10 protein-coding genes are annotated in these 15,828 nt (G+C 50.4%); 3 read left to right on the plus strand and 7 right to left on the minus strand.

What is annotated here, in order from left to right; all coding sequences use genetic code 11:
• Position 1: 1 nt before the first annotated feature.
• From ICL07_RS28045 to ICL07_RS28060, 4 genes are all read right to left on the minus strand, one after another.
• Positions 2-1,486: a DUF1501 domain-containing protein gene (locus tag ICL07_RS28045; protein WP_188091384.1), complete on the minus strand. Its 1,485-nt coding sequence runs from the start codon at positions 1,484-1,486 to the stop codon at positions 2-4.
• Between the two features lie 118 nt (positions 1,487-1,604).
• Positions 1,605-4,322 (minus strand): DUF1553 domain-containing protein, encoded by a 2,718-nt coding sequence (locus tag ICL07_RS28050; RefSeq protein WP_188091385.1) that lies wholly within the window; start codon positions 4,320-4,322, stop codon positions 1,605-1,607.
• Between the two features lie 82 nt (positions 4,323-4,404).
• Positions 4,405-5,304: an AraC family transcriptional regulator gene (locus tag ICL07_RS28055; RefSeq protein ID WP_246485190.1), complete on the minus strand. Its 900-nt coding sequence runs from the start codon at positions 5,302-5,304 to the stop codon at positions 4,405-4,407.
• Positions 5,305-5,359: 55 nt separating this feature from the next.
• The gene (locus tag ICL07_RS28060; RefSeq protein ID WP_188091386.1) at positions 5,360-7,789 is read right to left on the minus strand and encodes an ABC transporter permease; all 2,430 of its coding nucleotides are present in this window, start codon (positions 7,787-7,789) and stop codon (positions 5,360-5,362) included.
• A 219-nt stretch (positions 7,790-8,008) separates the two neighbouring features.
• Here ICL07_RS28060 and lacZ point away from each other — a divergent pair, with 219 nt between their 5' ends.
• Positions 8,009-11,164: a beta-galactosidase, LacZ type gene (gene lacZ, locus ICL07_RS28065; RefSeq protein WP_188091387.1), complete on the plus strand. Its 3,156-nt coding sequence runs from the start codon at positions 8,009-8,011 to the stop codon at positions 11,162-11,164.
• Between the two features lie 64 nt (positions 11,165-11,228).
• Here the strand turns inward: lacZ and ICL07_RS28070 are convergent, their stop codons facing one another.
• On the minus strand, positions 11,229-12,218 hold the full coding sequence (locus tag ICL07_RS28070) for an aldo/keto reductase (protein ID WP_188091388.1): 990 nt from the start codon (positions 12,216-12,218) through the stop codon (positions 11,229-11,231).
• An 88-nt stretch (positions 12,219-12,306) separates the two neighbouring features.
• On the minus strand, positions 12,307-13,209 hold the full coding sequence (locus ICL07_RS28075; protein WP_188091389.1) for a helix-turn-helix domain-containing protein: 903 nt from the start codon (positions 13,207-13,209) through the stop codon (positions 12,307-12,309).
• 96 nt (positions 13,210-13,305) lie between these two features.
• Between ICL07_RS28075 and dinB the strand changes: the two genes are divergently transcribed.
• Positions 13,306-14,418: a DNA polymerase IV gene (dinB, locus tag ICL07_RS28080; protein ID WP_188091390.1), complete on the plus strand. Its 1,113-nt coding sequence runs from the start codon at positions 13,306-13,308 to the stop codon at positions 14,416-14,418.
• Positions 14,419-14,441: 23 nt separating this feature from the next.
• Here the strand turns inward: dinB and ICL07_RS28085 are convergent, their stop codons facing one another.
• A complete protein-coding gene (locus ICL07_RS28085; protein WP_188091391.1) occupies positions 14,442-14,837 on the minus strand; it encodes a contact-dependent growth inhibition system immunity protein in 396 nt (131 codons plus the stop codon).
• A 45-nt stretch (positions 14,838-14,882) separates the two neighbouring features.
• Here ICL07_RS28085 and ICL07_RS28090 point away from each other — a divergent pair, with 45 nt between their 5' ends.
• Positions 14,883-15,815 carry a GlxA family transcriptional regulator gene (locus ICL07_RS28090; RefSeq protein ID WP_188091392.1) on the plus strand — a complete coding sequence of 311 codons (933 nt, stop codon included), beginning with the start codon at positions 14,883-14,885 and terminating at the stop codon, positions 15,813-15,815.
• Positions 15,816-15,828 lie beyond the last annotated feature (13 nt).

Genomic DNA, 15,828 nt, shown 5'->3' on the forward strand with positions numbered 1-15,828 from the left:
ATTAAGCCAGGATCGGCGTGATCACATGTCCGCCTACGTCTGTCAGCCGGAAGGGCCGGCCCTGGAACTGGTATATCAGTTTCTCATGGTCAAATCCCAGCTGCTGTAAGATAGTGGCGTGTATATCGTTGATCGCTACTTTACCTTTAACGGCAGCGTAACCTATTTCGTCTGTTTCTCCCCAGGAGAAACCTTTTTTGATGCCGGCGCCGGCCATCCACATGGTAAAAGCTTCTACGTGATGGTCGCGGCCCAGGTAAGGCATGTCTTTGCCATCCCGGTTTTCCTGCATGGGCGTGCGGCCAAATTCACCGCCCCAGATCACCAGCGTTTCGTCCAGCAGTCCCCGTTGTTTCAGGTCCTTCAGCAGCGCGGCTACCGGACGGTCTATCTCGCGGCATTTATTGCGGAAGCCATAGTCGATCGCCAGGTTTTCGTCGGTACCGTGACTATCCCAGCCCCAGTCGTACAACTGCACAAAACGTACGCCTTTCTCTACCAGTTTACGCGCCAGCAAACAGTTGTTGGCAAAAGATTCTTTACCAGGCTGGGTGCCGTATAACTCATGAATATACGCGGGTTCTTTGCTGATGTCCATCACATCGGGCACAGAGATCTGCATTTTGTAAGCCAGCTCGTATTGGGCAATACGGGCCACTGTTTCCGGATCGCCGAAATTTTCATATTCCTGCCGGTTGATATCATTGATGGCTTCGATGGATTGTTTGCGCAGGTCGCGGTTCATACCGTCAGGATCGGTAAGAAACAGCACCGGATCACCTTTGGTACGGCATTGTACGCCCTGGTATACGGAAGGCAGAAAACCGCTGCCCCACACGCTTTTACCGGCATCGGGTGTTTTGCCGCCGGAAGTCAGTACCACAAACCCGGGCAGGTTGCTGTTTTCCGTACCCAGACCGTAAGTCACCCAGGAACCGATGCTGGGTCTGCCGAGACGGGCATTGCCGGTCTGCATCAGCAGCTGCGCCGGACCGTGATTGAACTGGTCTGTCTGCACCGCTTTGAGGAAACTCACTTCATCGGCCATAGTAGCGAAATGGGGCAGATGATCGGATACCCATGCCCGTGATTCGCCATGTTGTGAGAAGATGGCTTGCGGCCCCAGCATTTTGGGAACGCCGCGGATGAAAGCAAATTTTTTCCCTTCCAGCAAGGAAGGCGGACAAAGCTGGTTATGCAGTTTCTGCAACTCCGGTTTATAATCAAATAACTCCAGCTGCGATGGGGCGCCGGCCATATGAAGGTATATCACGCTTTTAGCCCGGCCAGGGAAATGAGGCGCCCGCGGCGCCATCGGATCGGCGCTGAAATCAACCGGTTTAACGGAACTGCCGCAACCTGTCAGCAATGAGCCCAGCGCAGCGGCGCCCAAACCCGTTACACAGTCCAGCAGAAAATGCCGGCGCGTGATATAGCGCAATGTTTCTTCATTGGCTTCCCTGAGTAGTTTATCGTGCTTCGCCATTTTGTTATTTTGCTATTTTGTTATTTGTTTATTGTGAAACTAACCGAACAACTCTTTCCATTTTCAATCGGCTCTTTCATCATTGGAAAAATGAATAAATAACCAAATTTCCAAATAACTAAATGGTCAGAAATTCATCCAGGTTCATAATCGCATTCGCCACCACCGTAAGCGCCGCCAGCTCAGCCATCTGTGGCGGTGTTTCTTTGCATTGCAACAACTTCTTCGCGTCGTCGGGCGATTTTTTATACTGCTGTAACGCTTGACCGTATAGCCGTTGCAGTATGGCCAGTTTGTTATCCGGTAAAGACTTGCTCATGGCAGCATGATAACCCCAACGGATACACGCTGCGGCATCGTTGCGGCCGTTGCGTTGCATGTTTTGCGCCAGTGCCCTGGCTGTTTCTACATAAACCGGATCATTGAGCGTTACCAGCGCCTGTAAGGGCGTATTGGTGCGGATGCGCCGCTGCAGGCACACTTCACGGCTGGAGCCGTCGAAGGTGATCATGGAAGGGTAGGGGCTGGTACGTTTCTGGAACACGTAAATGGCCCGGCGGTATTGGTTGCCGTCCTGCGCTGTTTTCCAGTATTCGCCGCTCCATACGCTTTGCCAGATACCTTCCGGCTGGTAGGGCATCACTGCACGGCCATGCATGTTGCGGTTCAGTAATCCGCTGACGGCCAGTGCCTGGTCCCTTATTTCTTCGGACGTTAGCCTGAAATGCGGTCCCCTGGCCAGCAACCGGTTAGCAGGGTCTTTTTCCTGTAAGGCCGGTGTGGTGGTAGCATCCTGTTGATAGGTGGAGGATAATACGATCTCCCGTAACAATTTCTTCGTGCTCCAGCGATATTCATGCATATACTGATAAGCAAGCCAGTCCAGCAAGGCGGGGTGAGAAGGCAGGAAACCCTGGGTGCCAAAATCTTCTACTGTTTCTACGATGCCAATGCCGAAAATCTGCTCCCAGAGGCGGTTTACCATCACCCTGGCGGTGAGCGGATTGGCGGGATCAGTAATCCATTCGGCCAGTCCCAGCCGGTTGCGCGGCGCTTTGGCAGGAAAAGGGTTCAGGGAATGAGGCACGTCAGGGGTGACAGCCTTGCCAGGTACCATCCAGTTGCCACGTTCAAAAATATGGGTGGCCCGCTGCATCACCGGCGGGTTTTCTATCATCACCGGCACATCTTCCGGGTGGGTGTTGACCAGCGCCAGCAGTTGGGCGTTGACAGCATCATATCCCGGCTGGCCTTTACCCGGCAGATCATCGCGGAAGGCGAACCATTCTACCATACATACCGGATCATCCGGCTTCAGGGAGGTATTGCGGAACTTCAGGTACAGATCGTGTTTGCCGGTACTGGCGGGCAACGGAATAGCTATCACCGTGCGGTCGCTGGCAGGCGCCAGCGCCTGTGTAAAATATAACGGGCCGTTAAGGCTGTCCAACCGGCATTCCAGTGCGCCGCCTTTGTTGCCGGTCCAATAGTTCATCAATAGCTGTGTTTTGCCGCCGATAGCCTGTGCGGGCAGGCGGCAGCTGCCGTTATGCCGCACACCCAGGTATTTGGTATCGTACAGGGCGCCGTTGATGTAGTTGTCACAATCATGGGCATGTACTTTAGGTTCCAGCACTTTCATGAACTGTTGTACGTCAGCTACCTGCGCGGTATTGCCATGTTGTTGTACCCATTCGCTGATACGGCTCACTTCTGCCAGGCCGATGCTGTCGTATAGCCGTAGCTTGGGGTGTTCCATATGGGTATCTTCATCGCGGGTATTATTCATGAAAGCGAGCAGCTTGTAATAATCTTCAAACCGGAATGGATCGTAAGGGTGGCTATGGCATTGTACGCAGCCGATGGTAATGCCCTGCCATACTTCCATGGTGGTGCTGACGCGGTCCATCACGGCTGCGGTGCGGAATTCTTCGTCCTGCGTACCCCCTTCATCGTTAGACATGGTATTGCGGTTAAAACCGGTAGCGATCAGCTGGGCGTTGGTAGGATGCGGCAACAGGTCGCCGGCCAGTTGTACGATGGTGAAACTGTCGTAAGGCATGTCCTGGTTAAAGGCATCGATCACCCAGTCGCGGTACCGCCAGATATTTCTGCTGGCATCTCTTTCGTAACCTTTGGTATCGGAATACCGGGCCAGGTCCAGCCACATAGCGGCCCAGCGTTCGCCATAGTGGGGCGATTGCAGAAGGGAGTCTACCAGGCGCCGGTAAGCAGCGGGACTATGATCTGCCGTAAAGGCCGTCACCATGGCGGGTGTAGGCGGTAACCCGGTGAGGTCCAGGCTTACCCGGCGCAGCAATGTCATCGGATCGGCGGGTTTGGAAGGTTTCAGTCCTTCCTGCTGTAGTTTCTCTATAATAAAACGATCGATATCATTGCCGTTTTCTACCTTGATATCCGGTACCGGTACGGCTTTGGGCGCTACATAAGCCCAGTGTTCCCCCCATTCGGCGCCTTCTTTCACCCAACGGGTGAGGATATCTACTTCAGCAGCGGTAAGGGGCTCACCTTTCTGCGGCATCCTTTCCTTGGGATCTTTACAGGTAAGACGGCGGATAAATTCGCTTCGCTCCGGATGACCAGGTAAAATCGCGGGTTTGCCGGACTTGGTATTGCCCAGGGCTTCTTCGCGGAACAGTACGCTGAAGCCGCCGCTTTGTTTAACGCCACCATGACAGCTGATACAGTGTTTATTGAGGATGGGCTTGACTTCCGCGCTGAAGTCAGTGCGCTTGCGCGAATGGCAGGCGGTTACCGCTATGCCGATAACAACGGACACCAATAGGGCTGCCCGGTACGTGGATGTAGAGCGCATGTGTTTTTCATTGAACCACTGTAAAAATAATCGTCCGCCTTCACTAAGTGGATAGAGGATATAAGGAAAATGATGGATTATTTTATGATTCCTGTCTTTTTGCCCGGTATTGCGCAGGCGATTGTCCCATTACTTTGGAAAACAGCCGGGAGAAATAATAAGGGTCTTCCATGCCCAGCAATGAAGCGATTTCCTTGATGCGCAGATGGGTGAACTGCAGATATTGACAGGCTTTCTGCACTTTCAGGTGATTAAAGTACTCGATAGGGGAATATCCCGTATTGCTTTTAAACAAGGCGGAGAAATGGGAGATTGATAAATTAATGGACCGGGCCATCTGTTCCAGCGTCAGCATACGGTCCAGGTGTTGGTACATATAATCGATCGCATGATCGATGGTATCCTGTTCGGGTTTTGTCTTCCCCGGGTGATAAGAACCAGGGTAAATACAGGAGGCCAGGAAAGCCCAGAAACTCATATTGGCATACAAGAGGTTTTCCGTACGGTAACCTCGTTCCAATTGCTGATAGATGTTTTCAAATAATGCCAGCCTTTCATGGGCGAGTGGCAAAAAGGTCTGGTAACTGTTCAGCTGCTGTTGTACCGCGGTCACAATAGCATCGGCGGTATAGCCTGCAAAATGGGCCCAGTAGATGGTCCAGGGATCGGTATCATGCGCCTGGTACGCATGCGGTTCATCACGCGGAATAATAAAACAATCACCCGCCTCGATGGGATATTCCTTTTTATGCAGCCAGATAGTGCCGCGGCCTTCCAGGCAATAAATGAGGATATGCTCCGGCGTGCCATGAGGCCGTTTCAGATAGTGAAACTGCGCTTTGGGATAATAACCGATATCGGTGATATGCATGGTTTGCATCACCGGATCGGCGGTACATTTCTCCTGCAAAATATTGCGGGGTATCACAATCGCGCGCTGTCCCTTGAAGCCTTGCCCTTTCCTGACTTCGTTTCTCATCATGAACGTGGATTTCTTTTCAATAAAAGTAAGAAAATCCATCAGCCCGGAGAAGCTGTTATTCGGCGTGAAGGTTTTTAAGCGGGTTGGTTAAAGCGGCTTTAACCGACTGAAAGCTGACCGTACAGAGGGCAATGAGCAGGGTAGTGGCGCCGGCGGCGGCAAACATCCACCAGCTGAGGTGGATACGGAAAGCAAAACTTTCCAGCCATTTGTTCATCGCCCAGCCGGCAAAGGGGGCGGCCATCACAAAAGCAATGCATACCAGGCGGATAAAATCGCGGTTCAGCATTTGGGTAATGCCACTAACGCTGGCGCCCAGTACTTTGCGGATACTGATTTCGCGGGCCCGTTGCGCAGCCATAAAAGTAGCCAGGCCGAAAATGCCCAGGCAGGCGATGGTAATGGCGAGGATGGAAAATATCATGGCTATCTGTTGCACCCGTAACTCTGCCCGGTACATGTTGTTGAAAGACTGGTCCAGGAAACCATAATCGAAGGGCATGCCCGGCGCCATCGTTTGCCATAGCGCCGCTGCTTTGTTGATGACCTGCTCGCTGGAAGCGCCGTTTATTTTCAGCAGTAGCTCGTTGGACTGCCAGTTGGAAAGCTTAAAACACAATGGCCCGATGGCCTGGTGCATGGATTCAAAGTTAAAATCCTTTACCATGCCGATGATGGTATAGGTGTGGATGCCGTCGTCTTCGGTGGAATACACTTTTCTGCCTATAGGCTCTTTGTATCCCAGTATTTTGGCGGCGGTTTCATTAATGATCACTGACTGGGAGTCGGCCGGGGAACCTGTTCTGAAATTCCTGCCTGCAGCCAGTTCGATGCCCAGTGTGGCCAGGTAATCATCGTCGATGCCCCATTTTTGGATGTTGAAGCTGTTGCCGGCGGCTGAGGTATTTTCCCCGTTGATGTTGAGGTTATTACGCCAGGAACCGGCGATGGGTAAATAGGAGCTGGCAGTGGCACTTTTTACATCAGCGGAAACAAGCATCTCTTTTTTGAAAGCGCCGATCTGGTTACCCAGCACATAGGCGTTGTGAATGGTCAGCACCTGTTCCTTGCTAAATCCCGGATTCCGGTTTTGGATGAAACGGAGCTGCTGGTATACTACCAGTGTGCCGATGATCAGGAAAACAGCTGTGGCAAACTGAAACACCACCAGCGCACTCCTCAATCCCGCACTTTTAGCGCCCATCCGCAGTTTACCCTTTAATACTTCCACCGGTTTAAAACCGGAAAGGAAAAACGCGGGATAACTGCCAGCCAGTAAACCTACCACAAAAGGCAGCAGCAACAGCCTGGGAAGCAGCTGCCATGAAAACAACCGGGAAAAATCAATGGTCTTATCGGTTATCTGGTTAAACAAGGGTAGTGCAAGATAGGTAAGCCCGATCGCCATTATCAGTGACAGGATGGCCATGAATGTGGACTCCGTCAGGAACTGACCCATCAGTTCTTTTCGTGCGGTGCCCAGCACTTTACGGATACCTACTTCTTTGCTTCGCCCTGCTGAATGGGCGGTGGTGAGGTTCATGAAGTTAATACAGGCAATCAGCAGGATAAACAAAGCCACGGCGGAAAAAATATAGACATACTGTATACTGCCGGCGGGACTGATTTCGTCCGGCAGATTGCTGTGCAGATGAATGTCTGTCAGCGGCATCAGCGATAGCGTTGCTACATTCCCCGCTTTTTCAAAATCAGTGATATTGTGTATTCCAAAAGCGTGTAATTCCGGGATCAGGTAATTCACAATATACTGGCGCAGGTTCCGCTGAAAAACCTGCGGATCGGCCCCGGGCCGCAACAGGAAATATGTATAGAAGTTATAATTACCGGCACTGCCCCAGTTATAATTGAGGCTCTTCATGGAAAACAACAGGTCAAAACGCAGGTGGGAATTGGCGGGCATGTCTTTGATCACCGCAGTTACTTTGTAAGGCACTATTTTTTCTGCTTCTTTGATATCCAGCGCTCTGCCAGCTACATCGGTGCTGCCGAAATACTTACGGGCTGCGGAGGCAGATATCACCACTGTTTGCGGGGCGTTCAGTGCGGTATGTGTATCTCCTGCAATGGCAGGAAAGCTAAATACATCAAAGAAGGTGGAATCGGCGTAGGCGGTATTGTCTTCCGTGATATAATCGTTGCCCTTTCTGATCAGCTTCCTGTTTTGCTGAATACAGATACGGGCATAGGTTTCTACTGCCGGATAATCTTTCTTCATCGCCGGTCCCAGTAAATCCGGGGTAGCCACCATACTCGATTCCTGGCCTCCCCAGCGTATATGACTCTGTACACGGAAGATGCGGTCTGCTTTTTCATGAAAACGGTCAAAGCTCCATTCATCTGCTATGTACAGTGTGATCAACAAAAAACAACCCAGCCCGATGGCAAGCCCCATCAGGTTGATCAGGGAAAAGGTTTTGTTTCGCAGGAGATTTCTCCAACCAATGATGATGTATGTTTTTAACATAGTGTTGTTTGCTGCTAGGTACCTGACCGCCGGCCAATAGGATGCCGGAGATGTGATTGCTTTTAAATTAGGTAGATCTATATATTATAATAAAACTATGTGTTCGTTTTTAATCGTTGATTGTTCGTTTCCGGTCATCCATCTTTGTTGGTATTCTCTATAATTACATGTATTTTGTACACTTCTTACCAGGTAGTACAGCACAACGAAAACAGAACAATGAAAAAAACACTACTTACCCTGGCGTTTATCGCTGCCACTGCGGCAGGGTGGGCGCAACAGCTTCCGTCCGAATTACAGACACCGGAAGTGGTGTCCGTTAACCGTATGCCCATGCGGGCATCGGCCTTTGCCTTTGAAAATAAAACGCTGGCAGACCAGCGTGATAAAACGAAATCCGGTAATTTCCTGTCACTCAACGGTACCTGGAAATTCAACTGGGTACAAGACCCCCGCAAACGGCCGCAGGACTTCTACCAACCAGACTACAACGACAGTGGCTGGGATAATTTTAAAGTGCCCGCCAACTGGGAAGTAAACGGTTATGGCCTGCCTATCTACGTTAACCACCCCTATGAGTTTACCGGCCGTGCTAAAATGGGCGCTGCCCTGAAACCACCTTACGATATTCCGGAAGATAATAACCCTGTGGGTTCTTACCGTAAAAAATTTGAGCTGCCGAAAGACTGGGACGGTAAACAGGTCTTCATCCACCTGGGAGCCGTTAAATCAGCTTTCTTTATCTGGATCAACGGAGAGAAAGTAGGTTATAGTGAAGATAGTAAACTGGCGGCGGAATTCGATATTACCCGCTTTGTGAAGCCGGGTCAGAACGTAGTGGCATTACAGGTATACCGCTGGAGCGATGGCTCTTACCTCGAATGTCAGGATATGTGGCGTATCTCCGGTATCGAACGCGATGTGTACCTGTACGCTACACCCAAACTGGACATGCGCGACTTCAAAATTGCCGCATCGCTGGATAAATCCTACACTAACGGTATCCTGGACATCAACCTGGAAGTAACCAACTACCGTATCGATAAAAAGACCAACCACAGTAAACCGGATACCTTTACCGTAGCAATGGAACTGGTAGACGCTGCCGGCAAAACAGTGCTGAAAGAAGAAAACAGCGGTCAGCGGCCGGTGTTGGGCAACTACAAAACCAATGTGCAGTTTCACCGGGAAGTACCCGGCGTACAAAGCTGGTCTGCTGAGATACCTTATCTCTACACCCTCTACCTGACGCTGAAAAACAAAACCGGCGAAGTACTGGAAGTAGTGCCGCAACGTATCGGCTTCCGCAGCATTGAACTGAAAGACCGTAACTTCCTCGTCAACGGTAAACGCGTGTTCCTCAAAGGGGTGAACCGCCACGAACACAACGCTACCCAGGGCCATACCCTCACCCATGAAGATATGCGCAAGGATATGGAGATGATGAAACAGCTCAACGTAAACGCGGTACGTCATTCACACTACCCGCCGGACCCTTACTGGATGGAGCTTTGCGATGAGTATGGTTTGTATGTGATCGATGAAGCCAATATCGAATCTCACGGCCGATACTACGATCTCGCCTATACGCTGGCTAATGATAAACAATGGCGCATGCCGCACCTGGAAAGGATACTGCGCATGTACGAACGCGATAAAAACCACCCCAGTGTAATTACCTGGTCACTGGGTAACGAAGCGGGCAACGGTACCAACTTCTACGAGGCCTACGACTGGCTGAAAATACACGATACCCGCCCCGTACAGTATGAGCGCGCTGAATGGGATTACAATACAGACATCATTGTACCGCAATATCCCGATCCGGACTGGCTGGTGAAATATTCCAAACGCAATCCCGACCGGCCTATGATCATGAGTGAGTATGCGCATATCATGGGCAACAGTCTCGGTAACTTCCAGGAATACTGGACGGCGATTGAAAACCATCCTTTCCTGCAGGGAGGCTTTATCTGGGAGTGGATTGACCAGGGCATCGATACCGTGAAAAACGGCAAACGTATCCTGGCCTATGGCGGCGACTTTCCGCTGAGCGGCCCGGTGAACGAGACTTTCAGCGATAACAACTTCTGCGTAAAAGGTGTGGTAACCGCGCATCGTGGTCTCACCCCTATGGCTGTAGAAGTGAAAAAAGTATATCAGCATATTAAGAGCAGCTACAACGGCAATAATGCAGTCGTGGTACGTAACGGTTATTTCTTCCGCGACTTGTCCAACTATCAACTTAGCTGGGAACTGCTGGAAGAGGGTAAGGTGGTGGAAAAAGGTATCATCAGAGACCTGAATATTGCGCCACAACAAACGGCTACCATCAACCTGCCGGTGAAAAATGGCGTTCGTACCGGGAAAGAATATTTCCTGAATGTACGTTACCAGTTGAAAAAGGCAGAACCTTTCCTGCCGGCCGGTTTTGAAATAGCCGACGAACAATTTGCCTGGGGTAAAGGGCAAGCCATCGTACCCGCCACTATCAAAGGCGGACAGCTCTCCCTCCAACAGGATGCTGGTCACGCGGTGATCAAAGGCAGTGGTTTTGCGGTGAGCTTCAACCTGCAACAAGGCATGCTGGAACAATACGAACTGAAAGGAGAACGACTGCTGAAAGGCGGTCTGCAGCCCGCTTTCTGGCGCGCGCCTACCGATAACGACATCGGAGCCAACTTTAATCATTCCCTGCGTAAATGGCGCAACGCCTATGCCAGCGGTAAACTGCTGGAAGCTACCGTCAATAAAACAGCGGATGGATATGAAGTGGTGCTGAAAAAAGAACTGGTGGATGGAGAAGCCATCATTACACAAACCATCGCGGTATATGGTGATGGCAGTCTGAAAGTAACCAACGCTTTCACCGCCGTAAAAGGGAAAAATCCGCTGATGCTGCGTATGGGTAATGATATACAACTGCAACAGCAACTTAGTCAAATCGATTTTTACGGCCGCGGTCCCTGGGAAAACTACCGGGACAGGAAAACAGCTTCCTTCATTGGTCTGTATCATCAAACCGTGGATCAGCAATACTTCCCGTATGCAAGACCACAGGAAAGCGGTAACAAATCAGATGTTCGTTGGGTAACGATGACCAATAAAAAAGGTAAAGGTCTCCGCTTTGAATACGCCGACAGTCTGTTGAATTTCTCCGCACTGCCTTATAGCCTGGATGACCTGGACCCAGAAGCCGATAAAAAACAATATCACTCCGGTGAACTGGTAGCCCGGCCGGAAATATACATGCACATTGACTTACAACAAACCGGTGTGCAGGGTATCGACAGCTGGGGCGCCTGGCCGCTGGAGCAGTATCGGATACCGTTCCGCAACCAGGAATATAGTTTCTGGGTGAAACCGGTTATTTGATATCTGATAATATTAATAAAAAGGCCAACCGAAAAGGTTGGCCTTTTTATTAACATCCTGAATTTCACTCCGCGCTCAGCGTCCTTAATTTCGCAATATCCTCATCCGCCCTGTTACCATAAATCTGCACCACTGACAGCGCATTTTCAATTTCTGTAAACTCCTCATCCGTCAGCGTTACCGCTGCCGCGCCAGCATTTTCGTGTATTCTTTCCCGTTTGCGTGATCCCGGTATAGGCACGATGAAATCTTTTTTATGCAGCATCCAGGCTAGTGAGATCTGTGCCGGTGTGGCGTCTTTCGTTTGTGCAAACCGATGCAGGGTGTCCAGTAGTGGCTGGTTGGCTTTGATATTTTCTTTATCAAAACGGGTGATCACCCTGCGGGCGTCGATACCTTTAAACTCCGTGTCGGCGCTGATTTTACCGGAGAGGAAACCATTAGCCAAAGGGGAGAAGGGTACAAAGCCGATCTGCAGTTCTTCACAAACCGGGATCACGTCGGTTTCGAACCTTCGTTCCATGATGGAGTATTCGCTTTGAATAGCGGTGAGTGGTGTAACGGCATGTGCGCGGCGGATCTCGTCGGCGGTGGACTGTGACTGGCCCCAGCCCAGTATTTTACCTTCCCGGATCAGTTCGCCCATGGCCCAGGCGATGTCCTCAACAGGGATGTCTTTGTTGACCCTATGCTGGTAATATAATTCTACGCGATCGGTGCGTAATCTGTTTAAGGAGTTTTCCAGTTTCTGCCGGAGATGGTGCAACAGGTTTTGGGGGGAATAATCGCCTATGTCATTTTTTTCTATCATAAATTTTGTGGCGATGACGACCTTGTTCCGTACAGATTGCAACGCTTCTCCGACAAGTGCTTCGTTGGCGCCCATGGCATATCTTTCGGCGGTATCAAAAAACGTATATCCCTGATCGTAGGCATACTGCAGCAGTTGGATAGCCTCCTGTTTGTCCGGCGTTGTGCCATATCCCATGCTGAGCCCCATACATCCGTAACCAATGGCGGATACCTCCAGGGTGTTTAATTTTCTTGTTTTCATGCTTATCCGGTTTTATTAAATGAGATAAGCAAAGGTCATCTACAGGAGGAGGGAGGAAAAGCAAGATGCAAACAATCTATTTCGAAATTCAAACATTCCTGAATTTGGCAGGGGAGGTGCCGGTGTGTTTTTTGAAGAAGGCGTTAAAGTGGGCGGGTTCCAAAAAGCCTAGTGCGTAAGCGATTTCGGCGACGGTCCAGTGACTTTGTTTGAGCAGGGTACGGGCTTCCAGCAGGCAGCGCTCCGCAATAATCTGCGAGGTGGTTTGACCGGTAGCGGCTTTTAAAGCCCGGTTCAGATGATTGACATGGATGTTCATGTGCCGGGCGAAGTCTGCCGCAGAGCGGAGGGTGACTTGCTGGGCCACGTCGTCAATGCTGTAGTGACGCTCCAGCAGCGTGGTAAAAAGGGTGGTAATCCGTTCCGCTGCGTTGCGTTTGGGGGGTACCTGCACGGCGGCGGTAAGTTGTGTTTTTAACGCAAAATGAATCAGTTCCAGGACGAGGTTACGCAGTACATCATATTTATAAACGTAGGAAGAGGCTTTTTCTTCCAGCATACGCCGGAAAATGTGGGTCACCTGGGTTACCTGTTCGCTGGTGAGCTCAAAGGCATGTGTACCGCCTGGTTGATATACCGGGTATTCCTGAAGCTGACCGTAGCGATGGAAAAAATGTTGGTTGAAGACAAGGCAGAAACTGTTGTTAACGGCTGAAAGGTCTGCGCTGTAGGGTATTTGCGGGTTAAGGAAGATGAGCGCCTGTTGTTGTACCTGTACCGTTTTGTCGGCAAAGTGCAATTCACTTTTACCGTGGGAGAGGATGATTTTATAGAAATCACGGCGTCTGTAGGCGGCAGGATCGGGCAGGTGCCGGTCAATGGTATAATCTGTTTTGAAAATGTTAAAATGCCCGGCGCCGGGGCGCAGGCTTTCAGGCGTCCGGCCGATTCTTTCCCGGTAAAAATGCTCCAGTGTTTCTATTATAGCCATGGTATGAAATTACGACTTTCAAACCATTTGGCAGGTTTGGTAAACCGTTTCAGCAGTCACTTTTGTATTATCTTTACAATGCCGGCAGGGGGACCCATGGAACAGACTGAAAACAACATACCGCGTAAAATTATTCACATCGATATGGACGCCTTTTATGCGTCGGTAGAGCAGCGTGACAATCCGCAATACCGTGGCAAAGCCATTGCGGTGGGCGGATCGCCGGAGGGTAGAGGCGTGGTGGCGACGGCCAGTTATGAAGCGCGGAAATACGGCATCCGTTCGGCCATGTCTTCCAGGCGGGCCTTGCAGTTATACCCCGATATTATTTTTGTGCGGCCCCGTTTTGATGCCTACAAAGAAGTTTCCCGAAAGATCCGCGAGATTTTTGCACGCTATACCGATCTGATTGAACCGCTGTCCCTCGATGAAGCCTATCTGGATGTAACGGAAGATAAGTTGCATATTGGTTCCGCTATTGAGATTGCCAAACAAATCAAGCTCGCCATCCGGGAGGAGTTGCAGTTGACTGCTTCGGCGGGTGTTTCCATCAACAAGTTTGTGGCGAAGATTGCTTCCGACCTGAATAAGCCGGATGGCTTTACGTTTATCGGGCCTTCCGCCATTGAAGCGTTTATGGAGCAGCTGCCGGTAGAAAAGTTTCATGGCGTAGGCAAGGTAACAGCCGATAAAATGAAGCGGATGGGGCTTTTTACGGGTGGTGATCTGAAGAAGTTATCCGAGCAGGAGCTGAAACAATATTTCGGTAAGGTGGGTGCTTTTTATTACCAGATTGTGCGGGGAATAGACAACCGGGCGGTGCAGCCACACCGCGAAACCAAATCTTTGGGCGCAGAAGATACCTTTCCCTACGACCTGACGGTAGTGGAAGAGATGCATGCGGAGCTGGAAAAAATTGCACGCACTGTGTATGACAGGCTGGAGCGCTACAGTCTGAAAGGGCGTACCATCACGCTAAAAATCAAGTACAGTGATTTTAAGCAGATCACCCGTAACCAGTCTTTTCCTTATCCCGTAGGAGACCTGGACACAATACTGCATACGGCCAAACAATTGTTGGCAGCTACAGGGCCGGAAGATAAGCAGATACGTTTGTTGGGTATAACGTTGTCTAATTTCGGAGAAGCGGGTCCTGTTTCGGATAAGCCTGTTAATCCACAGTTATCACTTTTCGATTTTGAGGGATGATCTTGTCCTGTTGAACTTTCGGCTTATGATTGCCAATAGCCGGGTAAGTCAATCTCTGACGCTACTTCTACTGCACGTGACTGAATCATTTTTTTCATGTCTGCGTGTAATTCCTGGTGTTCTTCCCAAAAAGGTGCAGGGACATCCAGCACATTCTTTAACAGATCGCCCGGGTACAGGTCTGCTTCAACGAACAAGTCATCTTTCAGTTTTTCAATGGCCAGGGGTACCAGATAGTTTGGGTTAAAGGATTGCCCTATCAATACCCTAAGATCGCTGGCTGTTAACTTGATGACGGGTACTTTGCTGAGAGCGATGCACCTTTTCGTTAATACGGAATCATTATCTGTAGCGGGTTCCCAACGTTTGTTTTCTAATTGCTCCAGAGATTTGTATCTCCAGACGTCTTTCCTGTTCATATTACCTTTCGTAACTTTTTGTCAATAATATACTAATTTCGGCAGATGATACCCAATCGCGTTATATTTTTTCTTTTTGATGGGGTACACCTGTTGGATCTGGCAGGTGCAGTGACAGTATTCGTAGAAGCCGTTTGCTGCGGCCAATCCTATGAACTGCGTTATGTTTCGCCGTATCCGCATCCCGGTAGTTCGTCCGGGCTCGGATTTGCATCGGTAGATCCGGTTTCTTCCCTAACCGTAACAAAAGAAGATATCCTGATCATTGCCGGGATGGATCTAACGCGCTGGAACCGGGCGGATGATGCCTTATGGATTCCCTGGTTACAGGCTGCTGCTGCCAGCGGCGCCACGATTTGCTCTGTTTGTACTGCGGCCTTCGCATTAGCCGCTGCCGGGTTGCTCGACGGTCAACAGTGCACGACGCACTGGGCGCAAACCACTTCTCTGCAACAGCAATTTCCGCGCCTGAAAGTGGTGGAAAACCGATTGTTTGTAAAAAGCGGCCGGATCTATACCAGCGCCGGTATCGCTACCGGTATCGACATGGCCCTGTCTCTCATAGAGGAACGGCATGGTATCGCGTTCGCCAGCCTCCTGGCCAAGGTACTGGTAGTACCCATGCGCCGCGATGGTTCCTCCCCGCAAGATAGCATCTTTCTGCAAAACAGACAGCATATAAATCACCAGGTTCATGCCGTACAGGATTATATCGCGGCTCACCTGCATCAAAAACTCACTATCGGTGAACTGGCAGACCAGGTATTTATCAGTCCGCGTAACCTCACCCGTCTCTTTAAATCCGCTACCGGCGCCACTATTGGCGATTATATCCAGAAGCTGCGCAAGGAAAAGGCCCTGCTGCTGCTCAAATCCGGCCATAAAGCTGCCTGGGTAGCCAAAGAATGTGGTTTTAAAAGTCACCATCAACTTCGCCGCCTCATCCACCCCAAACAAGCGAAGCCGGAAATGGCCTGATTTGTCCCCCGCT

It is taken from the genome of Chitinophaga qingshengii (genome assembly GCF_014529935.1).
GTDB lineage: Bacteria > Bacteroidota > Bacteroidia > Chitinophagales > Chitinophagaceae > Chitinophaga > Chitinophaga qingshengii.